Raw genomic sequence first — 21090 nt, 5'->3', positions numbered from 1 at the left:
AATTTTTTACAATAACATCAGAAAATACTTAATGTGATATATATATATAATTGTTTCGAGGAGAAATCCATATTAACTACTTTTAAGGAGAACTGTATGAAGACAGTTGGAAAATTTTTTGCTAAAAAGGTGGCGAGCCTCTTGGTTGTTTTATTGGTCTTAGCAATTGGTGTCATCTGGTTTAGAAATAGCATCTTTGCCTGGTTCCGAGGCACTCATACGGTCCAGTATGAATTTGTCATCAAGCGGTTTGAGCAGGAGACCAAGCTGATCGTGGCAGGTGCAGATGTGGAAACGACTGCCAATCATACCTTTGAAAACAATAAAATGAAGGAGTGGCCAGACTGGACAGAGCCTATCACCAAGCTCTTTGTCGGACGAGAAATGTCGGTCGAGATTCCTATCCAGACCGAGTTTAAGCTGGATTTGGAAGGCTTGACCAAGGATGATATTCGCATTGAGGACAATACCTTGACCTTCAAAAATTTTCTGACTGTTGAGGTGGACTCCCAGCAACATGGGGAAATCAAGATTTCCAATAATAGCAATGGTTTGATTGACAAGGCTGTCGATGTCTTTACTGCCGGACAAAAGGCGCAAGAATTTCTGTCTGATAAGTCCCAGGAGGCAATTTACAAGACCAGTGAGTATGTCCTGAATGACGCTGAACGTCAGGAAAAGGTGGTCGGCTTTGCGGAAAATTCTCTTGAAAGTCTACTCAATTTAAATTCCGATGAAAAGTTAGAAGTTGATTTATCTCTGGATGACCTCAACTTTGTCATCGTTGATAAGAAATAGCAGTGGAAACCGTGTCAAGCAGACATGGTTTTTTGCTCGCTCTGCCATTTCCAAAAAGCCTGGGAATATGGTAAAATAGGAAACAAACTGTAGAAACGAGAGACGAGATGAAACTTCAAAAACCTAAGGGAACCCAGGATTTATTGCCACAGGATACGGTCAAGTGGCAGTATGTGGAAGGCTTTGCCCGCAGTATTTTTAAGCGATACAATTACGCAGAGATTCGCACGCCGATTTTTGAGCATTACGAGGTTATCAGCCGTTCTGTTGGCGACACGACGGACATCGTGACCAAGGAAATGTATGACTTCTATGATAAGGGCGACCGCCATATTACCCTTCGTCCGGAAGGGACCGCCCCGGTGGTTCGTTCGTATGTGGAAAACAAGTTGTTTGCTCCAGAAGTGCAAAAGCCAAGCAAGTTTTACTACATGGGCCCAATGTTCCGTTATGAGCGTCCTCAGGCTGGTCGTCTGCGCCAGTTCCACCAGATTGGTGTGGAGTGTTTTGGTTCCAACAATCCTGCGACGGATGTGGAAATCATGGCCATGGCCTATCATTTCTTTGAGGAACTGGGGATTCAAAACATCACCCTTCACCTTAACAGCCTGGGTAACCCAGAGAGTCGTGCGGCCTATCGCCAGGCCTTGATTGATTATCTGACACCGCTCAAGGACCAGTTGTCCAAGGATAGCCAGCGCCGTTTGGAGGAAAATCCTTTGCGCGTGCTGGATTCCAAGGAAAAAGAGGACAAGGCGGCAGTTGAAAATGCTCCGTCTATCTTGGATTACTTGGATGAAGAGAGCGCGGCCTACTTTGAAGGGGTCCAGTCTATGTTGGACAGTCTGGGTATCACCTATGTCATTGACACGAATATGGTTCGCGGTTTGGACTATTACAACCATACCATTTTCGAGTTCATCACCGAGGTGGGGGGCAATGATTTGACTATCTGTGCTGGTGGTCGCTATGACGGCTTGGTCAGTTATTTCGATGGACCTGAGACACCAGGTATTGGCTTTGGTATGGGGATTGAGCGTCTGATTTTGGTCCTTGACAAGCAGGAAATTGAGCTGCCGATTGACCAGTCTCTGGATGTTTATATCGCTGTTTTGGGTCAGGAGGCCAATGGCGGAGCTTTGGAGCTGGTTCAAGCCCTCCGCAAGCAAGGCCTGTCTGCCGAGCGTGATTACCTAGACCGCAAGCTCAAGGCTCAATTTAAGTCTGCGGATGTCTTTGGTGCCAAATACATCATCACCCTTGGTGGAAGCGAGCTGGAAAGCAGCCAGATTACTGTCAAGAATAATCAGACCCGCCAGGAAGTCAAGACTAGCCTGGACACCATCAAAAATGATTTTGCCAGCCTCTTGCCAGAACTTGGAGCAGAGTAGGGGAGGTAGAGGATGAAAAAATACATCAACATCGCCTTAATTTACGCTATTGCAGGTCTTCTCAGCGGTCTTGCTTACCGTGAGATCATCAAATTAACCGGTTTTACTGGTCAGACATCTCTTAATTTGGTTCACACCCACCTGTTTACATTGGGCATGTTCCTCTTTATGATTGTGGCGCTCTTTGCCCAGCACCATGAATTGGAAAAAATCAAGTCTTTTCGTGTCTTCCTAGTGACCTACCACATCGGCTTGCCTCTTTCTGCTATCATGCTGGCTGTTCGCGGCATGACCCAGGTTCTAGAAATGGATTTGTCAAAAGCCGTCAATGCTATTATTGCAGGCTTGGCAGGTATCGGCCATATCCTGGTTTCAGTTGGTATTATCAGTCTACTCCTTGCCTTGAAAAAAGTAGCTGAAAATTAACATATAAACAGTAAAGCAAGCTCCGTTTTGGAACTTGCTTTTATTGTTTATCTGGAATAATAAAGAAGAGATAGTAGGTAATGAAAATAGTCAAAGCAACTAAGAGGATTTTGACTGGTAGGAGTGGGGCTAAATAGATAGAAATCCCCATGAGGATGTAAATTTGCAGGATAATTCGTTTTTTCCGACTCTTGCTGATAGACTTGGTCTCCGCATAGTCAGCGACATAAAATTGATAGAGCTTGGTTGTCCTGAGCCAGGTCTCAAACTTCTTTGAACTATTGGCAAAACAAAAGCCAGCTAAGAGTAGCAGGGGAGTGGTAGGGAGGATGGGCAGGAAAATGCCGATGACTCCGACAAGCAAGCTGAGGCAACCGGAAAGAAAATAGAGATATTTTTTCATGTTACGATTGTATCATAAAAGGAAAATGAAAAAAAGACTTGCATTTCACGAAAGAAAGCGTTATCATAATGAGGTAACGTGATTTCTGTCACAAAGATGATGAAAAGAGGGACCAAGATGAAATTGATTGCATTGGTTGGAACAAACTCCGCCGCATCCACCAACAGGAAATTATTGCAGTTTATGGCTACACATTTTAGCGAGAAGGCTGAAATTGAATTGGTAGAAATTAAGGATTTGCCAATGTTTAACAAGCCTGCCACCCGTCAATTACCAGAAGCTGTCTTGGAATTGGCTAAGAAAATTGAAGGGGCAGAAGGGGTTATCATTGGAACACCCGAATATGACCACTCTATTCCAGCAGTTTTGATGAATACCTTGGCTTGGTTGTCTTATGGCATCTATCCCTTGTTGAACAAGCCGATTATGATTACAGGTGCATCTTATGGTACCTTGGGTTCTTCCCGTGCCCAGTTGCAGTTACGTCAGATTTTGAATGCTCCTGAGCTCAAAGCCAGCGTTTTGCCTGATGAGTTTCTCTTGTCAAATTCCCTGACTGCCTTTGATAAGAAAGGTCATTTAGTGGATATTGAAACAATCCAAAAATTGGAGGCTATGTTTGACGACTACCGCTTATTTGTGAAAATGACTGGAAAATTGTCTCATGCCAAGGAACTCTTGCACAAAGAGGCAGAGAATTTCGACTGGGAAAGTTTATAGGAAGAGGACGAAAAGATGAAATTTGTTGGTATTGTAGGATCAAATGCGGACCAATCATACAACCGTATGCTCTTGGAATATATCCGCCGTCAATTTAAGTTGAAGTTTGAACTAGAAGTCTTGGAAATCAAGGATGTTCCGATGTTCAATCAAGATGAAGACCAATCGGACTGCTTTGCTATCCAGTATTTATACAATAAGATTACTCGTGCAGACGGTGTCATCATTGCAACACCAGAGCACAACCATACGATTACACCAGCCCTCAAGAGCACCTTGGAATGGTTGTCCTTCAAGCTCCACCCACTGACAGATAAGCCTGTCATGATTGTCGGTGCTTCTTACTATGACCAAGGAACATCCCGTGCCCAGGTCCATCTCCGTAAGATTTTAGATGCTCCAGGTGTCAATGCATATACCCTTCCAGGAAATGAATTCCTACTTGGCAAGGCAAAAGAGGCCTTTGATGAGAAAGGAAATATCATCAATGAGGGGACAGTGAAATTCCTAGAAAGCTGTCTAGATAACTTTATCAAATATGTAGGAGTAGTGTCTCAGTTGAAAAAACCAAAACCAATTGAACCAGAAGATCTTTACTGCGGTAAGCCAATTGCAACGACTGTTCAGGGCATTGACCCAGATGATCCAAACTGGTTGGAGAAGGCTGCTGCCCAGGTTGGAGCTGTTGAAGGAGACACCTATGTCAAATTGGACAACGGTCTACTGACGGTTAATCAGATCAATCAATTCCTCAAGGCCATGCCTTTTGAATTGACTTTCACAGACGATAACAACCAGTTCCTCTACTATAATGCCGCTCACCAAGATCCTGAAACCATGCTTGGAAAACGTCTGCCAGAGCATGTCGGTGGTCGTTTGGCAACCCTACACGGTACCCTGCCACCAGCTCGCATGAAGAACGTGGAGTGGGTTGTTGGAACGCTCCGTAACGGTAACCAAGAATACGTTCGGACCATTGTTCCGGGTACACCGCCAGAAGTTATCAATACCCACAACTATCAGGCTATGTACTATCCGGATGGCTCCTTTGCAGGTATCAACGAGATTATCTTCAACTTCAAGCCATGGTTGGATTGGTACCTCAATGAAACTGGTCAACAGTTGGTTGGCGGTAAGGCTATGCCAGCTGCTGGTCACGGTCATGCAGCTGCCCATGTCGATGCGACATCCGGTGCATCGGATGCAGGTGCTGCTCCAGCTGCTTCCGCTGTGGATGCAAGCTCTGGTGCATCAGAAGCCTATTAGATTTGTAATGAAAGGTGCCATCAGGGCACTTTTCCTTTCTGATTTTATTAGAAAGAGGAGATTATGACAGTTTTTAAGGAGAAAATCGGTGCGGCTTGTGCCAAAAAAGAGGCTCTCTTTGATGAGAGTTTGGGGCGGTATGCCCTGCGTTCTATGTTTGCTGGGGCCTATCTGACCATGTCAACGGCTGTGGGAATTATCGGTGCGGATGTCATTTCTAGCCAATTTCCGGCCCTGGCTCGCTTTGTCTTTACCTTTATCTTTGCTATCGGCTTGATTTTTGTCTTGATTTTCAATGGCGAATTAGCGACATCCAATATGATGTATCTAACAGTAGGAGGCTACTACAAGCAGATTTCCTGGAAGAAGGTCTGCACGATATTGCTTTATTGTACCTTCTTTAACTTGATTGGTGCTATTGTCTTGGCCTATCTATTCAATCAATCTTTTTCCTTCCAGCAACTGACAGATAAGAGTTTTGTAATCAATGCGGTCCAGCTCAAGTTGGCCAAGACAGATTGGATGAACTTCATCGAGGGCATTACTGCCAATATGTTTGTCAATATGGCTATTATGGGATATATGCTCCTGAAGGAGGAATCTGCCAAGTTCTTTGTGGCTCTATCTGCCATTTTCATGTTTGTTTTCCTCATCAATGAGCACTTGATTGCCAACTTTGCTTCTTTTTCGCTGGCTGGATTTAGCCCTGTTGACAACATCAAAGGTTTTGATTTGGTCAATATTCTTCGCCAGTGGACCGTAGTTTTCTTTGGCAACTGGATAGGTGGAGGTCTCTTTATCGGGATTGCCTATGCTTGGCTCAATGAGACCAAAACAGTGCATAAGGAAGGTTAGAAAACAAGCTCTCAGACCCCATACCGATTTTTTCAAATAGGTCTTGAAAAATACTCTAAAATGCCTATAATATATTTACATTAAGGTATTTTTTAGTCTACTCTGCTATTCTACTGGGAAAAGGAGGAGATTCTATGTTTATTTTTGCCTTTCCTGGTACGGGAAAATCGACCCTTGCGAAACAGTCGTCAGCCATCGTAGACTTAGAGATGTCTGACATCAAGTATGACAATTCGAGCGTCAGCCATTTGACCAAAGAAGAGAGGAAGTCTGTGCCGCGGCCTATTAAGGATAAGGGCTACCGTCAGACTTATATTGACAGGGCCTATGCCCTGGAGCATGAGGGCAAGACGGTTCTGGTGGCAATGAATTTTTTACTTCGCATGATGGTTAAGATGTTCATTCAACACCCAGTTTCCTTCCATATTTACATTCCTCACTTTTCCTTGAAAGAAGAATACAGGAAGCGCTATGTTCAAAGAGGAAACAATTCCCGCTTTATTTTTGAGGTTATGTTTATTTGGTATCTAGTGTTGCTCCCTTTTTATCTACTATCCATTTGCCTGCCAAAATGTATCACTGTCTTGGGAGAGGGTGAGACATTGTCAGACAAGATATTCGCTAAAAATCATCGGAAATCCAATCAAAAAGCAGGTCTAGCACAAACCATTTCATGAAAATGAATGAAAATTCACAAATCCCTTGAAAAAAACATGATAAAGCGTTATCATATTATGGTACATAAATGGAGGAATGACATGACACATATTACATTTGACTATTCAAAAGTCTTGGGCCAATTTGTTGGTGCTCAAGAAGTAGACTATATGCAACCACAAGTTACTCTAGCTGACCAAATGCTCCGTCAAGGAACAGGTCCTGGTAACGACTTTATCGGCTGGTTGGATTTACCAGAAAACTACGACAAAGCAGAATTTGCGCGTATCAAGGAAGCCGCAGCTAAGATCCAAAATGAAAGTGAAGTTTTGGTGGTTATCGGTATCGGTGGTTCTTACCTCGGTGCCAAAGCTGCTATTGATTTCTTGAGCAACTCATTTGTAAACTTGCAAACTCGTGAAGAGCGCAAAGCTCCACAAATCCTTTATGCTGGAAACTCTATCTCATCAAGCTACCTTGCTGACTTGGTGGACTACGTGGCAGATAAGGACTTCTCAGTAAACGTGATTTCAAAATCAGGTACAACAACTGAGCCGGCTATTGCTTTCCGCGTCTTCAAAGAATTGCTTGTCAAGAAATACGGTCAAGAAGAAGCTAACAAGCGTATCTATGCGACAACTGACAAGGCAAAAGGTGCTGTTAAGGTTGAAGCGGACGCAAATGGTTGGGAAACCTTTGTAGTTCCAGATGATGTGGGTGGACGTTTCTCTGTCTTGACAGCAGTTGGTCTTTTGCCAATCGCAGCAGCTGGTGCGGACATTGATGCCCTTATGGAAGGTGCAAACGCAGCTCGTAAGACTTATACTTCAGATAAGATTGCTGAGAATGAAGCATATCAATATGCAGCTGTTCGTAACATTCTTTACAGAAAAGGCTATGTAACAGAAATCTTGGCTAACTACGAGCCATCACTTCAATACTTCAGCGAATGGTGGAAACAATTGGCTGGTGAGTCAGAAGGTAAGGACCAAAAAGGTATCAACCCAACATCTGCTAACTTCTCAACAGACTTGCACTCACTTGGACAATTTATCCAAGAAGGAAACCGCAATATCTTTGAAACAGTAGTTCGTGTTGACAAACCAAGAAAAAATATCTTGATTCCTGAAATGGCAGAAGACCTTGACGGTCTTGGCTACTTGCAAGGTAAGGATGTTGACTTTGTAAACAAAAAAGCAACGGACGGAGTACTTCTTGCCCACACAGATGGTGGCGTACCAAACATGTTTGTCACTCTTCCGCAACAAGATGAATTCACACTTGGTTACACCTTCTACTTCTTCGAGTTGGCAATTGCGATCTCTGGTTACCTCAATGCCATCAACCCATTTGACCAACCAGGTGTAGAAGCCTACAAGAAAAATATGTTCGCTCTTCTTGGTAAACCAGGATTTGAAGAACTCGGTGCAGAATTGAACGCACGTTTGTAATGAATATGAACCGGCCGCTTGGTCGGTTTTTCTTATGCCTCAAATCCTGTCTGTGTGTCTAGGTGTCTATTGTCTAAAAAAGTAATTTTTCTCTAAATTTTCTTGCATTTATCTATTGACAACCGATATATATATATATAATGGACATATAACATTCTTTAGGAGGCTATTATGGCAAAGAAAATTAGGGATGAGCATGGCAATGTCTATGTACAGAAGAAACCATTTTACAAACGGATTTGGTTTATCGTGTTGGCAGGTTTAATTGTACTTGGAGCTTTAGGCAATGCACTTGGCGGCGGTAAAGAGGGAACAACAACCTCAAGCCAACCTTCAACACAGGAAACAAGCCAGGCAAATACGGAGACTCCAGCAAGTAGCTCAGAAAAAGCAGAGGAGAAGCCAGCAGAGGTGACCTATGGCATTGGGCAAGAAGTACCAGTTGGTGATGTAACCTATATTGTAAATTCAAAAGAAATTGTCACTAATGTTGGTGGTGAATTTGGTAAAAATGCAAATGGAGTTTTCTTGTTGCTCAATGTTACCGTAAAAAATAATGGGACTAAAGCCATTACAGTAACAGATGACTTCTTTACTTTGTTAAAAGGTGAAGTGGAGTACGAGACAGATTCGTCAGCGGGTCTATTTGCTAATCAAGATGCAAATTTCTTCCTCTCTGAGGTAAATCCAGAGAGTACCATTACTGGCAATGTCATCTTTGATATTACAGAAGAGACAGCAAATGATCCAAGTATCCAACTCAAAGTACAAACTGGATTTTGGGGTACAGAGACTGGTTTGATTAACCTACAATAACAATCAAGAGGCATAACTCTAGTCTCTTTCTCATTGCCGGCCGCTTGGTCGGTTTTTCTTATGCCTAAAATTATGGTACAATGGTTTTACAAGGAGATAGGTCTATGAAACCAGAGTATTTTGTAGTCGGGGATGTTCATGGCAAGTATCAACTCTTGGTTGATTTGTTGCAGAAGTGGAATCCTGAGCGTCAGCAATTGATTTTTTTAGGGGATTTGATTGACAGGGGTGAGGATTCCAAGGCTTGTTTGGAATTGGTCATGGATTTGGTGCAGAATCAGGGAGCCATTTGCCTGACAGGTAATCATGAGCGGATGTTCCTGGCCTGGTTGCGGGACCCTCAGGACCGCTATGACCATTATCAGAGAAATGGTGGTGATACGACCATCAATTCATTGCTGGGGCGTTCCTTGGATGCGTCGGTGGATGGTATGGTGGATGCCCATCAGGTTTCAGAGCAATATGGGGAATTGATTGACTTTCTAAAATCTTGTCCCTACTATCTAGAAACGGAGCTCTATATCTTTGTTCACGCGGGGGTTGACCTGACCTTGGATGATTGGCGGGAAACCAGTGAGCATGACATGGTTTGGTTGCGGTCCAAGTTCCACGAGGCAGCTAATGAAACTGGCAAGTGGATTATTTTCGGCCATACACCAGTCTATAATTTGTTTGGAACTAAGATGCGGATCAGTCAGATTTGGGACAGTGGTGATGGAAAAATTGGCATGGATGGCGGTGCTGTCTATGGCGGTGTCCTCCATGGTCTGGTCTGCAATCAATACGGGCCAATCGAAGACTATGTGGTCGGTCACACCCGATTCCAGTTGCAGATAGAAGATTAGTTTTTATCAGCTCCACCGTGAAACAGGGGAGAACAAGATTTTGTAAATAGACATATTAAAAAAGGCGATTGTGGTCGCCTTTTTGTGTATTCAGATAAAATTGTCTAAAAAGTCTGAGTGGTCACGAGAGTTGTTTGCAGAAGGTATTATGTCTTCAACCGAAAAGTCTGTGGCGCCTTTTTCAAGAGAAAGAAATAGCCGAAGCCGACGTAGAGCAGGAGAAGGCATGACACGCCGATGACATAGTAGTGAGAACCAATATCTACGCGGCTATTGAGATAGGCCACCCAGTAGAGGGCTCCACTGAGAAATTTATAGACAGGGTTGGTCACTTCCATGTCTTTGGTAAAGGGCTGCAACATATAATAGATAAAGAGGTCATGGAAGGAAAAGAGGGCGGTCAGGCTGGTCAATAGCAGGGCAGTTAGCAGATAGCTGCCAGGAGTGTATGTCGCCCGTGTAAAGAGGATAAGCCCTAAAAAGAGGGTGACAGCAAAGCGAGCGTTGTAGAAGATAGACTGCTTGAATCGGTAGTTGAAACCAGCAATAATGGTCTGCGGTTCCCGATAAAAGGGGTAATGGAGCATGGAAAGGTCGCAGTTGACAAAGACCATTTGAGCAATGGTTTTCCCCATTGAGCCGGCATACATGACTATAAAGGTCACCGGCAGGAAGGGTAGAAATCCTTTCTCGGCAGGAACCGTAAAGGTAGGGTCCAAGTACCGAATGAGCTCCAAGGTCGCAAAAATCAAGACCAGAATGCCGACCCGAAAGAGGGATTTTTTCTCTAGGATGGTTCGGTAGCGGTCAAATAGCAGAGCGTTTAGGTAGTTCATGCCTGATAGGTGGGACAGGTCCTTTCCTGTTTCCATACTCAGTTTCGCCTGCATCTGCAAACCTTGTCGGGTGTACTCGTTCCCCTTGGTCAGTTCAAAAAGTTTCTTATCCATCTGCAAGGACTGGTCCATGCAATAGTAGAGATAATCCAGATGGTTGGTCTGTTGTTTCAAATAACGATAGCCAAACCAAATCAGCAAGACCTGACAGACAAGCACAGGCAGTAAAAAGATGGGCGACAGATGATTGCGGAAAAGGATAAGACTGGCAATAGCTGCTAGACCAGTACCCAAGATAATCCAAGATTGCCAAGAATGACAGCGGGATAGAATCCGTCGATTAAAAAACCAGCGGTTGAGAGCCTGTCCAGCAAAGCTTCCTGCTGGAATGGTCAGTAATCCTAGAGGCAGATAGAGCCAATTTTCTGATAGGCTAGAAAAAATTAGCAAGGCAGGCAGGTAGGCCAGACTGGAGATAATAGGCTCTACAAAGAGTTGGCTCTGGAGAAAACTAGACTGGGAAAGTCCAAAATTTTGCATGAATTCCCGTTCGGACTTGGCGATAAAAGGCTCAAATCCCTTGCCAAACCGATAGGCATAGCCAACAAAGACCAGCCATAGAGAAAAGCCAAGGAGCCAAGTATCTGACGGGATTTGCCAAAAGTCCAGCTGATTGTTGGATAGGAGTTTAATCCAGAAGGCAGCAATGCAAGAATAGATGGTTAACCAAATTCCCTTGACAAGAAAACGACTGGGGATGGAGAGGATGTGCAGGATCAAAAAGAGACCAGACTTAAAACTGTAAGACTTGAAAATACTCTCTGGAATGCTCTTGCCCACAAGTGGCAGTTTTCGCAAATAGTAGAAAAATCCGTTGACGGTCCGATAGAGGTTGTACTTTTCCTGATACCAAAAATAACGTAGAATGGTTTTCATAAGCTCCTCCTAGTCTACTGTCAGCAAGGCAACCACTTCCTGTTCAAAATCAGGGTCGTGGAGCTTGTCACTCGGAACAGCCTGTAGTTCTTGGTGATGGAGCAACACAATCTCGTCGCAGAGATCCTGAGCCAGTTGTAGAATGTGGGTGGAAAAGATAATCACGGAATCTTTTTTGGCTTCCCGAATCAGCTGCTTGAACTCGTGGGCAGCCACGGGGTCAAAGGAAGTCAGAGGTTCATCCAAGAGCAGGACAGGAGGTTGGACAATCAAGGACAGGAGCAACTGGACCTTGTTCTGCATACCGTGGGAAAAATCCTTGAGCAGGCGATGTTGGTCTTCTTCTCCGATATCGACTAAGTTCAGCCATTCTTCTGGACTGCGAGGAGATTTGAGCTTATCCTTGTGAATATCCATATAGAAACGGACAAATTCATAGGCCGTCATAAAGGCAGGCAGTTGTGGGTAGGTTTGGGTAAATCCGATGTCCGTATTATCGTAGTCAAAGGCATTTCCATCCTTTACAAACTGAATCGAGCCACTATCCAAGGTCAGATTTCGGGCAATGCAGTTAAACAGGGTTGTCTTACCAGCTCCGTTCCGCCCCAGCAAGCCGTAAATCTTCCCTTTTTCAAAGGTAAAAGAAGCGTCTTCCAAAATGATTTTATGGTCGAATTTCTTGGAAATAGAAGATAATTTCAGTTGCATAGCCAATCTCCTTTTTGTTATATTGTTATGGATTTATCATACAATAAAAAACAAAAAAATTCAAGCAGATTTTTACTTGAATTTAGAAAGAGGATAGGGGTTGTTTTTGCTGCCCCTGGCCATTAAAGTTACTATCCTTTAGCCAGTTTTCAAGGGAACGCTTGCGGTCAGGCCATTCATGGTCTAATAGAGAAAACCAGGCGGTATCGCGGTTGCGTTCCTTATAGACTAGAGCCTGACGGAAGGTGCCTTCGTAGGTAAAGCCCAGACGGTTGGCAGCGACCTGACTGGCTTGGTTGAGCGAGTCGCATTTCCATTCATAACGTCGATAGCCCAGTTCTTCAAACACATAGTTCATGAGAAGATAGTGGGCTTCTGTCGCCTGTCGGGTCCGTTGCAGTTGTGGAGAAAAGATAAGCCAGCCAACCTCGATGCTACGGTGATTTGGAACAATATTCATTAGTGCCAAGCTACCAATGGCTTGTTGGCTTTCCTGGTCCACAATAGCTAGATAATAAGGGTCAATAGAATCCAACATCGTCTGGAAATAGGCTTGAAAAGAGTCACGGTCTGCAAAGGGTTCAAGGGCCAAGTAGGTCCAGTCAGCTTTCTTGGCATTTGGTCCATAAAACTGATAGAGATCATCTGCATGGTGCAGGCCCAGTTTTTCTAAGCGGACTGTTTTTCCTTGAAGAATATCCAGACTTGGTCGCTCACCACTGGAGTAATGTGGCAAGGGCATACCAATTTCTTGGCCGAATGAATTGATAGGCATGGTTCCCTCCTAATAATGCAAACTCCCTGCCACCCAGCCAGTTGCAAGACAGTAGGTGATATTAAAGCCGCCTGTATGGGCGTTGATGTCCAAGACCTCACCTGCAAAGTGAAGGCCAGGAATTTTCTTACTTTCCAAGGTTTTGGGGTTGATTTCCTTGAGGTCAACGCCACCCTTGGTCACAAAGGACTTGGCCAGGGACATCTTGCCGGTAATCTTGATCGGCAGGGATTTGAGCAGGGAGACCAGATTAGTCAGGTCTTTTTGGGAGACCTGCTTGACCTTGCAGTCGTAGTTCTCTGCGAAGAAGTCGGCTAGGCGGTCTGGCATGAGTTCAGCAAGGGCATTCTTGACGGATTTTTCTCTGTTCTTTTCTAAATGCTCAAACAAGTCTTGGTCAGAATAGGTTGGCAGAGCATCGAGAAATGCGGTTTCGCCGCCTTTGACAAAACTAGACAGACGAAGAGCAGCGGGCCCCGACAGGCCAAAGTGGGTAAAGAGCAGGTCGTGGGTGATGACGTGCTTGCCGTAGGTCAGGGTGACGTCGTCTAGGGAAATGCCTTGGAGCTTCTTGTGGGGGAAGTCGGTCAGAACCGGGCTTTCAGCGGCCTCAATCTCCGTGACTTCCAGCTTGAAGTGGCGGGCAATGTCGTGACCAAAGCCAGTCGAGCCAGTGGAGGGATAGGTCTTGCCGCCAGTGGTGACAATCAGCTGGGGAGCTGTAAAAGTCTCCTCGCTGGTCTTGACATGGAAGAGGTCATCAATCTTGCGGACGGAAACCACCTCAGTTCCTGTGCGGATGTCCACGCCATTTTCCAGCATCTTCATTTCCAGGCACTTGATAATGGTCTGGGAACGGTCGGTGGTCGGAAAGACACGGCCGTGGTCCTCCACTTTGAGCTTGACCCCGTTTTCCTGAAAGAAATTCATGATGTCATGGTTGTCAAACTGAGAAAAGACGCTGTATAGAAAGCGGCCATTGCCAGGAATGCCAGCTAGCAGGTCTTCTAGTGTACCGTTGTTGGTCACATTGCAACGTCCGCCGCCTGTGCCAGATAGTTTCTTGCCCAAACGCTTGTTTTTTTCCAGGAGCAGGGTCTTCTTGCCGTAAAAGCTGGAAGAAATAGCGGCCATCATGCCAGCAGGTCCCGCTCCGATAATAATGGTATCTACTGTATTCATGCCTTTATTGTATCATAAAATAGCAGAGCTGGTTGGCAGGTTACTCCCCTCTACTTATTTATTGGTCTAAATTTGACAGTTTAGGGTGCTTATGGTAATATTTTAATGATACAGTCAGTAGAAAAATCAAGTATTTGAGGATAATATGGGAATTGAAAAAACAGTCAGCGAATTGGCTGAGATTTTAGGTGTCAGCCGTCAGGCTATGAATAACCGGGTAAAATCACTTCCAGATGAGTTTGTTGAGAAGAATGATAAGGGCGTGACGGTGGTCAATCGTCAGGGTCTGGTCAAGCTGGAAGAGATTTACAAGACCACGATTTTTGAAGATGAGCCAGTCAGCGACGAAGTTCTTCACCGTGAAATGATTGAGATTGTCATCGATGGAAAAAATGAAGAAATCGAGCGCTTGTATGCCCAACTCAAGGTTAAGGACCAACAATTGGCTGAGAAAGATGAGCAGTTGCGGGTCAAGGATATCCAGATTGCGGAGAAGGATAAGCAGCTGGACCAACAGCAGCAGTTGACAGCCAAGGCTATGGCGGACAAGGAAGTTCTCAAGTTAGAATTAGACGAGGTTAAGGCCCAGGCGGAAGAGGTAAAACCGAAAGGTTTCTTTGCTAGATTATTTGGCAAATAGAGGGATCCTATTTTAGGAAATGTTCGGGAGTGACAAGTTGTCGCTCTCTTTTTTGCGACATAAAGGAGTGATTGTGGTAAGCTAGAAACAGATAATTTTCTGAAAATTTCGGAAACTATTCTAGAGGAGGTTGCTTTATGTCCTATTTTCAAAATTTTATGAAGGCCAATAAGGCCTATGTTGACTTGCATGGAACCCAGCATTTGCCCTTGCGTCCTAAGACCAAGGTGGCCATTGTGACCTGTATGGATTCGCGCCTGCACGTTGCCCAGGCCTTGGGGCTGGCTCTAGGGGATGCCCATATCTTGCGGAATGCTGGCGGACGTGTCACTGAGGACATGATTCGGTCTTTAGTCATTTCCCAGCAACAAATGGGAACGCGGGAGATTGTGGTTCTCCACCACACGGACTGCGGTGCGCAGACCTTTACCAATGAGGCTTTTGCGGAGCATATCCACAGGGATCTGGGTGTGGACGTTGCTGGACAGGATTTCTTGCCATTTACAGATGTGGAAGAGAGTGTTCGCGAGGATATGGAACTACTGCGGAAATCACCGCTCATTCCTGAGGATGTGGTCATTTCAGGTGCGGTCTATGATGTGGATACGGGTCGGATGACAGAGGTCAGCTAAGAACCTGTATTCACAGCTCGCCATCTTTAGCTAAAGCTAGTTTTCTGCTACTAAGCGTTCGTTTTTCTCGAAATACAGTCAGTATTCCAGCTCAAACGGCCTTGATTAGCAAAAAACTATCTCTTATCTACATGCACCTTACTTGTGAATATAGGTTCTAAGAGCAGAGTTGTGAAGTCGGATTATTTCCGGCTTTTTTTGTAAAAATACTTGACAGTCATTCGGAGTTGATGTAGAATTGTTTTATAAAAATAATACAAAGAAACAAAGGAGTCCTCTCATGTCTGATAATCGTATGAAATACACAATTGATAGCAATATGCAATTTCCTTTGGTGGAAATTGCCTTAGAGGCTGGAGAGTCGGCTTATATTCAACAGGGGAGCATGGTTTACCATACACCCAGTGTGACCTTAAATACTAAGCTCAATGCCCGCGGTGGTTCAGGATTCGGTAAGTTGCTGGGAGCTATCGGTCGCTCCATGGTGTCGGGTGAGTCTATGTTTATCACCCAGGCTGTATCTAATAGCTATGACGGGAAAATCGCCCTGGCGCCGTCCACACCTGGTCAAGTTATTGCCCTTGAGTTAGGTTCCAAGCAGTACCGCCTTAATGATGGAGCCTTTCTGGCTTTGGATGGTTCTGCTCAATATAAGATGGAACGCCAAAGTGTGGGCCGTGCCTTCTTTGGTGGCCAAGGCGGACTCTTTGTCATGACTACAGAAGGCGAGGGTACACTTTTGGCAAATGCCTTTGGTTCCATCAAGAAAATTGAGCTAACAGGTGGAAGCATCACCATCGATAATGCTCACGTGGTAGCCTGGAGTCGTGACCTCAACTATGATATTCACCTAGAAAACGGCTTCCTTCAGTCTATTGGTACTGGTGAAGGGATTGTCAATACATTCTCAGGTTATGGGGAAATCTATGTACAAAGCCTTAATATCGAGACCTTTGCCAATGTCATCGGTAGTCATTTGACTGTTTCGGGTGGCGACGGAGGTGGCGGTTCCACAACACTTTTAGATGCGATATTTTAACCAGTCGACCAGCTTTGGCTGGTTTTTATCTGCACATTTTTACCACTTACTTGTAAAATCTAACCACTTACTGAAATGCCCTTGCAAAATTCGAGTAAGTTGATATAATAAAACCAGAAAAAGCAAAGGAGGTCTTATGAAAGTTCGGATTGAATTAGATGACAGCTTAGAACAAGTCGAAGTGACTATCAGAAGCAATCAGTTAGGGCCAGAGTTGGAACAAATCCAGCAAGCCCTAAGTCGCCTGAGCCGTCCTAGTCTGGTCTTTTACAAGGGCACCAGTGAATATTTCTTGAAACTAGAAGACCTGCTCTTTTTTGAAACGGATGGAACCAAGATGATGGGACATACCAGGGATGATGCCTATGAAGTCAAGATGAAGCTCTATGAATTAGAAGACTGTCTCCCTGCTTATTTTTGTCGGGTTTCCAAGTCAACTATTGCCAATAGCAAGGCCATCTACTCGCTGGACAAATCCTTTTCAGGAACTAGTCGGATTTCCTTCTATCAGACCCACAAGGAGGTCCATGTGTCGCGGCATTATTATCATTTATTAAAAGAAAAGTTACGAGAAGTGAGGTAGAGAGATGAAAAAATATGGTTTAGGGATTGCCCTGCTGGTCTTGGCAGGCTTGGTCTTGTTTAGGGATTCACTAGGTTTGCATTTATCCATGCCCTTTTGGACCACTGTCTGGTTTGTTTTAACTTTTGTGACTGGATTTCACCGCTTGGTGAAGCTGGATTGGCTTAACAGTATTTTTTGTTTTGGTCTAGCTTTTATAGCAGTGAACTCAGTTTATGATTGGGTGAAGTTCGGGACCTGGAATATGGTTCTGTCACTTGTCCTGCTGTGCCTTGGTTTGAAACTGATTTTTAAACCCAAGAAGCGCAGACCAACTCATGGAGTTGGTACAGGGGTGATTGGCGATAAGGGTCGGGAAATAGCTTTTGGCTCCTCTACTCGCTACATTCATGAGGAAAATTTTATCCAGGATAGTGTGGAAGTGGCCTTTGGCTCTAGTATGGTTTATTTTGATCAAGCGGTTATTCTGGGAGATAAGGCTGAGTTTCATATAGATGCAGCTTTCTCATCAGTTAATCTTTATCTGCCGGCAAATTGGCAGGCGGTCGTGGAACTGGATAGTTCTATATCTGCTGTCAATAACTATGCAACTGGTATAGGAGAAAAGATGCTACATATCACAGGAGATATGGCCTTCTCCACTTTGAATATCTATTACACCTAGAGTGAACAGAGAGCAGTCTATCCAGGCTCCTCTGTAGAATAAAAAGTCAGAATATTCTGGAAATTATTCAAAAGAAAGGAATTATCATGAAAAAGATTTTGAAAAATACTACTTACCTATGGGTACTGACTGCAGATATGCTGTCCAATTTTGGTGATGTGGTCTATTATCTGGCCTTGATGAACTATGTTTTGCTGGTACCCAACAGTCGTCTGGCTCTGGCGATTGTGACCTTTTCGGAAATTTTCCCTAGCTTTATGGGGCTCTTTACAGGCTATCTGGCGGACAAGACAGTCAACAAGATTGGCACTATCAAGCTGACTCTGCTCTTTCGTGCGGTACTCTACCTCATCCTAGGCTTCTGCATGGGCTTTGAGCCAGCCCTCTGGATTGTCGTAGTGGCTGCAACTTTCAATGTCTTTGCAGACTTCGCTGGCTTCTATGAAAACGGCCTCTATACACCTCTGGGATTACGCGTAGCGCCCAAAGAAGAGCGGGAGCAGTACTCGGCCTTTCGCCAGACCGTGACCAGCCTCCTCAACATTGCCTTTCAGGCCCTCTCTGCCCTTTTGGTCGGCCTCCTCTCCTACCAAAACCTGGCCTTTCTCAACGCCGGCACCTTTTTAGCCGCCCTCCTCATCATGCAGCTGCTGACGCCAGCCTTTCGCAAACTCCTGACGGAGCAGCCTTTGAAAATAGCAGAGCAGCCGAGCCAGTCCGAGCCAGAAAACAAGGGACCGGGCATTCTAGCTTCCTTCAAGCAAGCAATCGTGGAGCTTCGCAAGATTCCCGAGTTCCGTCTGGTCCTGATTACCAGCCCCCTTATCAATGCCTGCGGAGCTATTCTCTATCCTATTTTGGTCCTCTTGATTAGCGAAGACCCAGGCCTTGTCTTCCTTAATGTTGAAACAACCCTTGCCCTGACCATTCTAATATTTTTTGTCGGAAATATTTTGGGTTCCTCTTTGGTCTTTACCTTGTTCAAAAAGACCAGCATGGTTACGCTTGAAGTGGCAGCTACTTTTTCTCTATTGGGGGTATTTGTAGGAATGTTGACTCACCAATTGCCTCTCATCCTATTCTTTTTAGCGACTATGGGAATTGGTTTCGGAGCTAGTGGTCCAAAATTTAATGCAAAATTTGTCAATTCCATGCCAGAGGAGCAGTTGGCAACGATAGGAGGTGGTGTTTCCACCTACTTCATGTTGGGTCAAGCTCTATTTCGGCTAGTTGTATCCGGTTTAGTCTTGCTATTATCAGTTGATCAGATTAGCTGGATTTTCCTGAGTACTAGTGTTTTTTTAGCTTTATATGTTATCTACTGGCTTATCAGAAATCAAAAAACACCTCAAAATCAGTCTGTATAGGCTGATTTTTCTGTTTTCTTACTCATATCTGTGCTATAATGTTCTTGATTGAAATTTTACAGGAGAGAAACATGACTAAACCAATTCGTGTGCGTTATGCACCAAGTCCAACAGGGCTACTACACATCGGTAATGCCCGTACAGCTTTATTTAACTATCTTTTTGCCCGTCATCACGGTGGTGACTTTATCATCCGTATCGAAGATACTGACCGCAAACGTCATGTGGAAGATGGTGAGCGTTCTCAGTTGGAAAACCTACGTTGGTTGGGGATTGATTGGGATGAAAGCCCAGAGACACATGAGAATTACCGTCAGTCAGAGCGTTTGGAACTTTATCAACAGTATATTGATCAACTCTTGGCTGAAGGTAAGGCCTATAAATCTTATGTGACCGAAGAAGAGCTAGCAGCAGAGCGTGAGCGCCAAGAAGCAGCTGGGGAAACACCACGTTATATCAATGAGTTTCTAGGCATGTCTGAGGACGAAAAAGCAGCTTACATCGCAGAGCGTGAAGCAGCTGGCATCGTTCCAACAGTCCGCTTGGCTGTCAATGAAGCAGGCATCTACAAGTGGGATGACATGGTTAAGGGCGACATCGAGTTTGAAGGGGCTAATATCGGTGGTGACTGGGTTATTCAGAAACGTGATGGTTACCCAACTTACAACTTTGCAGTTGTTATTGATGACCATGATATGCAGATTTCGCACGTTATCCGTGGGGATGACCACATTGCCAATACGCCAAAACAGTTGATGGTTTATGAAGCACTTGGTTGGCAAGCACCAGAGTTTGGTCACATGACCTTGATTATCAACTCTGAGACTGGTAAAAAGTTGTCCAAACGTGATACCAATACTCTTCAGTTCATCGAAGACTACCGCCGTAAAGGTTACATGCCAGAAGCTGTCTTTAACTTTATCGGTCTTTTGGGCTGGAACCCTGGTGGCGAAGACGAAATCTTCTCGCGTGAGGAATTTATTCAACTCTTTGATGAAAATCGTCTCAGCAAATCGCCAGCAGCCTTTGACCAGAAGAAAATGGATTGGATGAGCAACGAGTACATCAAGAATGCTGATTTGGAGACTGTTTTTAATCTTGCTAAGCCATTCTTGGAAGAGGCTGGTCGTTTGACAGATAAGGCAGAAAAATTAGTAGAACTCTATAAACCACAGATGTCATCTGCGGATGAAATTGTGCCTTTGACAGATCTTTTCTTCTCTGATTTCCCAGAGTTGACAGAGGCTGAAAAAGAAGTCATGGCAGGCGAAACAGTTCCAACTGTTCTCAACGCTCTTAAGGCAAAATTGGAAGCCATGACAGACGAAGACTTCCAACCAGACAATATCTTCCCACAAATCAAGGCAGTCCAAAAAGAAACAGGCATCAAGGGTAAAAACCTCTTCATGCCAATCCGTATCGCCGTCTCAGGTGAAATGCACGGACCAGAGCTACCAAACACCATTTATCTGCTCGGCCGTGAAAAATCTATCCAGCATATTGATAATATGTTGAAGAGTTTGTAAGATAAATAATCCCCGCTGTCACATGACGGCGGGGATTTGTCTGTTAGGGGAATTTAGCTTTCTAAAAATAGCCTCTCCACATAGCCTTTCTGCCTTGGAATGACTAGCTCTGTTTCCAGGAAATCTTTCAAATTTTCTTGTGGGACCCAGATGTAGTTGCTGGTTTCGTTGGCTTGGAGTTGGATAGCAGCTTTGTCCCAATTGGTTTCGGCCCAGTAGCAGTGGAAAATGCACTGGTCGTCATGGGCGACAAAGTGTGTATGGTGGCGGAGTTGGTCAACTATCAGCTCAATGCCTGTCTCTTCGCGGACTTCGCGCAAAATGGCTTGCTCTGCTATTTCCCCAAACAAGGCCGAACCTCCTGCTGTCGCTTCATAATAGTCAGGGTAGGAGGGTTTGGTGCTGTCGCGTTTCATGAAGAGGGTGCTACCGTCGTGGTGGCGGATGATGCACTCGACGACCAGGTGGTAGAGGCTGTCGGGAATGGGTTCTCCGCGTGTGAGAGTTTGGTCGGTCAAGTGACCGTGGGCTGTGTAGGCGTTCCAGATTTCCATTTCATTCTCCTGTCAATTTT

The 21090-nt window shown here is 44.7% G+C and carries 23 protein-coding genes; 17 read left to right on the top strand and 6 right to left on the bottom strand.

All coding sequences use genetic code 11. The features are described 5' to 3' along the window. Positions 1-96 precede the first annotated feature (96 nt). The 3 genes from ACHBID_RS02400 to ACHBID_RS02390 all read left to right on the top strand — a co-directional run bounded on the left by ACHBID_RS02400 (position 97) and on the right by ACHBID_RS02390 (position 2615). Entirely contained in the window at positions 97-798 is a 702-nt protein-coding gene (locus ACHBID_RS02400) for a hypothetical protein (RefSeq protein ID WP_394731592.1), read from the top strand. A 107-nt stretch (positions 799-905) separates the two neighbouring features. Next, positions 906-2189, top strand: coding sequence for a histidine--tRNA ligase (gene hisS / locus ACHBID_RS02395; protein WP_172059153.1), 1284 nt, complete (start codon positions 906-908; stop codon positions 2187-2189). Positions 2190-2201: 12 nt separating this feature from the next. After that, on the top strand, positions 2202-2615 hold the full coding sequence (locus ACHBID_RS02390) for a DUF2871 domain-containing protein (protein ID WP_394731591.1): 414 nt from the start codon (positions 2202-2204) through the stop codon (positions 2613-2615). Between the two features lie 40 nt (positions 2616-2655). Here the strand turns inward: ACHBID_RS02390 and ACHBID_RS02385 are convergent, their stop codons facing one another. Continuing rightward, positions 2656-3018, bottom strand: a complete 363-nt coding sequence (locus tag ACHBID_RS02385; protein WP_105136944.1) for a DUF454 family protein — start codon at positions 3016-3018, stop codon at positions 2656-2658. A gap of 117 nt (positions 3019-3135) precedes the next feature. Between ACHBID_RS02385 and ACHBID_RS02380 the strand changes: the two genes are divergently transcribed. From ACHBID_RS02380 to ACHBID_RS02350, 7 genes are all read left to right on the top strand, one after another. After that, positions 3136-3738 carry an NAD(P)H-dependent oxidoreductase gene (locus ACHBID_RS02380; protein ID WP_172096352.1) on the top strand — a complete coding sequence of 201 codons (603 nt, stop codon included), beginning with the start codon at positions 3136-3138 and terminating at the stop codon, positions 3736-3738. 15 nt (positions 3739-3753) lie between these two features. Continuing rightward, the gene (locus ACHBID_RS02375; protein ID WP_105160414.1) at positions 3754-5004 is read left to right on the top strand and encodes an NAD(P)H-dependent oxidoreductase; all 1251 of its coding nucleotides are present in this window, start codon (positions 3754-3756) and stop codon (positions 5002-5004) included. Between the two features lie 63 nt (positions 5005-5067). After that, the gene (locus ACHBID_RS02370) at positions 5068-5859 is read left to right on the top strand and encodes a formate/nitrite transporter family protein (RefSeq protein WP_105122278.1); all 792 of its coding nucleotides are present in this window, start codon (positions 5068-5070) and stop codon (positions 5857-5859) included. A 134-nt stretch (positions 5860-5993) separates the two neighbouring features. Further along, positions 5994-6536 (top strand): hypothetical protein, encoded by a 543-nt coding sequence (locus tag ACHBID_RS02365; protein WP_172021011.1) that lies wholly within the window; start codon positions 5994-5996, stop codon positions 6534-6536. A gap of 81 nt (positions 6537-6617) precedes the next feature. After that, positions 6618-7967, top strand: coding sequence for a glucose-6-phosphate isomerase (locus tag ACHBID_RS02360; protein WP_172063867.1), 1350 nt, complete (start codon positions 6618-6620; stop codon positions 7965-7967). 171 nt (positions 7968-8138) lie between these two features. After that, the gene (locus ACHBID_RS02355; protein WP_257117169.1) at positions 8139-8783 is read left to right on the top strand and encodes a DUF4352 domain-containing protein; all 645 of its coding nucleotides are present in this window, start codon (positions 8139-8141) and stop codon (positions 8781-8783) included. Positions 8784-8887: 104 nt separating this feature from the next. After that, positions 8888-9628, top strand: coding sequence for a metallophosphoesterase family protein (locus ACHBID_RS02350; RefSeq protein WP_257103959.1), 741 nt, complete (start codon positions 8888-8890; stop codon positions 9626-9628). Positions 9629-9774: 146 nt separating this feature from the next. Here the strand turns inward: ACHBID_RS02350 and ACHBID_RS02345 are convergent, their stop codons facing one another. From ACHBID_RS02345 to ACHBID_RS02330, 4 genes are all read right to left on the bottom strand, one after another. Then, positions 9775-11400, bottom strand: a complete 1626-nt coding sequence (locus ACHBID_RS02345; protein ID WP_394731590.1) for a hypothetical protein — start codon at positions 11398-11400, stop codon at positions 9775-9777. Positions 11401-11409: 9 nt separating this feature from the next. Next, positions 11410-12108 (bottom strand): ATP-binding cassette domain-containing protein, encoded by a 699-nt coding sequence (locus tag ACHBID_RS02340; RefSeq protein WP_172009838.1) that lies wholly within the window; start codon positions 12106-12108, stop codon positions 11410-11412. An 82-nt stretch (positions 12109-12190) separates the two neighbouring features. After that, a complete protein-coding gene (locus ACHBID_RS02335; protein WP_394731589.1) occupies positions 12191-12883 on the bottom strand; it encodes a GNAT family N-acetyltransferase in 693 nt (230 codons plus the stop codon). A 9-nt stretch (positions 12884-12892) separates the two neighbouring features. Further along, positions 12893-14065 carry an NAD(P)/FAD-dependent oxidoreductase gene (locus tag ACHBID_RS02330; RefSeq protein ID WP_394731588.1) on the bottom strand — a complete coding sequence of 391 codons (1173 nt, stop codon included), beginning with the start codon at positions 14063-14065 and terminating at the stop codon, positions 12893-12895. A 145-nt stretch (positions 14066-14210) separates the two neighbouring features. Here ACHBID_RS02330 and ACHBID_RS02325 point away from each other — a divergent pair, with 145 nt between their 5' ends. From ACHBID_RS02325 to gltX, 7 genes are all read left to right on the top strand, one after another. Next, entirely contained in the window at positions 14211-14705 is a 495-nt protein-coding gene (locus ACHBID_RS02325) for a DUF536 domain-containing protein (protein WP_105111069.1), read from the top strand. Positions 14706-14842: 137 nt separating this feature from the next. Beyond that, complete coding sequence (locus ACHBID_RS02320) at positions 14843-15337, top strand: carbonic anhydrase (protein WP_105111068.1); 495 nt, start codon at positions 14843-14845, stop codon at positions 15335-15337. Positions 15338-15617: 280 nt separating this feature from the next. Beyond that, a complete protein-coding gene (locus ACHBID_RS02315; protein WP_105111067.1) occupies positions 15618-16376 on the top strand; it encodes a TIGR00266 family protein in 759 nt (252 codons plus the stop codon). 136 nt (positions 16377-16512) lie between these two features. Further along, positions 16513-16959: a LytTR family DNA-binding domain-containing protein gene (locus tag ACHBID_RS02310; protein WP_394731587.1), complete on the top strand. Its 447-nt coding sequence runs from the start codon at positions 16513-16515 to the stop codon at positions 16957-16959. A 4-nt stretch (positions 16960-16963) separates the two neighbouring features. Next, complete coding sequence (locus tag ACHBID_RS02305) at positions 16964-17623, top strand: hypothetical protein (RefSeq protein ID WP_394731586.1); 660 nt, start codon at positions 16964-16966, stop codon at positions 17621-17623. A gap of 86 nt (positions 17624-17709) precedes the next feature. Then, positions 17710-18990 carry an MFS transporter gene (locus ACHBID_RS02300; RefSeq protein WP_394731585.1) on the top strand — a complete coding sequence of 427 codons (1281 nt, stop codon included), beginning with the start codon at positions 17710-17712 and terminating at the stop codon, positions 18988-18990. A 71-nt stretch (positions 18991-19061) separates the two neighbouring features. After that, positions 19062-20516 carry a glutamate--tRNA ligase gene (gltX, locus tag ACHBID_RS02295; RefSeq protein WP_394731584.1) on the top strand — a complete coding sequence of 485 codons (1455 nt, stop codon included), beginning with the start codon at positions 19062-19064 and terminating at the stop codon, positions 20514-20516. A 53-nt stretch (positions 20517-20569) separates the two neighbouring features. Here gltX and ACHBID_RS02290 read toward each other — a convergent pair whose 3' ends face one another. Continuing rightward, positions 20570-21070, bottom strand: a complete 501-nt coding sequence (locus tag ACHBID_RS02290; RefSeq protein ID WP_394731583.1) for an NUDIX domain-containing protein — start codon at positions 21068-21070, stop codon at positions 20570-20572. Positions 21071-21090 lie beyond the last annotated feature (20 nt).

It is taken from the genome of Streptococcus sp. A25, from assembly GCF_043674095.1.
Taxonomy (GTDB): Bacteria; Bacillota; Bacilli; order Lactobacillales; family Streptococcaceae; genus Streptococcus; species Streptococcus suis_V.
The sequence above is the reverse complement of the archived record's forward strand: the minus strand, read 5'-3'. Positions and strand labels throughout refer to the sequence as shown.

Bases quoted from the DNA above. Each gene is read 5' to 3' on its own strand.
- ACHBID_RS02370 (WP_105122278.1), top strand. From the start codon at position 5,068: ATGACAGTTTTTAAGGAGAAAATCGGTGCGGCTTGTGCCAAAAAAGAG.
- hisS (WP_172059153.1), top strand. From the start codon at position 906: ATGAAACTTCAAAAACCTAAGGGAACCCAGGATTTATTGCCACAGGAT.
- ACHBID_RS02390 (WP_394731591.1), top strand. From the start codon at position 2,202: ATGAAAAAATACATCAACATCGCCTTAATTTACGCTATTGCAGGTCTT.
- ACHBID_RS02365 (WP_172021011.1), top strand. From the start codon at position 5,994: ATGTTTATTTTTGCCTTTCCTGGTACGGGAAAATCGACCCTTGCGAAA.
- ACHBID_RS02320 (WP_105111068.1), top strand. From the start codon at position 14,843: ATGTCCTATTTTCAAAATTTTATGAAGGCCAATAAGGCCTATGTTGAC.
- ACHBID_RS02385 (WP_105136944.1), bottom strand. From the start codon at position 3,018: ATGAAAAAATATCTCTATTTTCTTTCCGGTTGCCTCAGCTTGCTTGTC.
- ACHBID_RS02400 (WP_394731592.1), top strand. From the start codon at position 97: ATGAAGACAGTTGGAAAATTTTTTGCTAAAAAGGTGGCGAGCCTCTTG.
- ACHBID_RS02355 (WP_257117169.1), top strand. From the start codon at position 8,139: ATGGCAAAGAAAATTAGGGATGAGCATGGCAATGTCTATGTACAGAAG.
- ACHBID_RS02350 (WP_257103959.1), top strand. From the start codon at position 8,888: ATGAAACCAGAGTATTTTGTAGTCGGGGATGTTCATGGCAAGTATCAA.
- ACHBID_RS02345 (WP_394731590.1), bottom strand. From the start codon at position 11,400: ATGAAAACCATTCTACGTTATTTTTGGTATCAGGAAAAGTACAACCTC.
- ACHBID_RS02340 (WP_172009838.1), bottom strand. From the start codon at position 12,108: ATGCAACTGAAATTATCTTCTATTTCCAAGAAATTCGACCATAAAATC.
- ACHBID_RS02305 (WP_394731586.1), top strand. From the start codon at position 16,964: ATGAAAAAATATGGTTTAGGGATTGCCCTGCTGGTCTTGGCAGGCTTG.
- ACHBID_RS02335 (WP_394731589.1), bottom strand. From the start codon at position 12,883: ATGCCTATCAATTCATTCGGCCAAGAAATTGGTATGCCCTTGCCACAT.
- ACHBID_RS02315 (WP_105111067.1), top strand. From the start codon at position 15,618: ATGTCTGATAATCGTATGAAATACACAATTGATAGCAATATGCAATTT.
- ACHBID_RS02300 (WP_394731585.1), top strand. From the start codon at position 17,710: ATGAAAAAGATTTTGAAAAATACTACTTACCTATGGGTACTGACTGCA.
- ACHBID_RS02360 (WP_172063867.1), top strand. From the start codon at position 6,618: ATGACACATATTACATTTGACTATTCAAAAGTCTTGGGCCAATTTGTT.
- gltX (WP_394731584.1), top strand. From the start codon at position 19,062: ATGACTAAACCAATTCGTGTGCGTTATGCACCAAGTCCAACAGGGCTA.
- ACHBID_RS02380 (WP_172096352.1), top strand. From the start codon at position 3,136: ATGAAATTGATTGCATTGGTTGGAACAAACTCCGCCGCATCCACCAAC.
- ACHBID_RS02290 (WP_394731583.1), bottom strand. From the start codon at position 21,070: ATGGAAATCTGGAACGCCTACACAGCCCACGGTCACTTGACCGACCAA.
- ACHBID_RS02325 (WP_105111069.1), top strand. From the start codon at position 14,211: ATGGGAATTGAAAAAACAGTCAGCGAATTGGCTGAGATTTTAGGTGTC.
- ACHBID_RS02375 (WP_105160414.1), top strand. From the start codon at position 3,754: ATGAAATTTGTTGGTATTGTAGGATCAAATGCGGACCAATCATACAAC.
- ACHBID_RS02330 (WP_394731588.1), bottom strand. From the start codon at position 14,065: ATGAATACAGTAGATACCATTATTATCGGAGCGGGACCTGCTGGCATG.
- ACHBID_RS02310 (WP_394731587.1), top strand. From the start codon at position 16,513: ATGAAAGTTCGGATTGAATTAGATGACAGCTTAGAACAAGTCGAAGTG.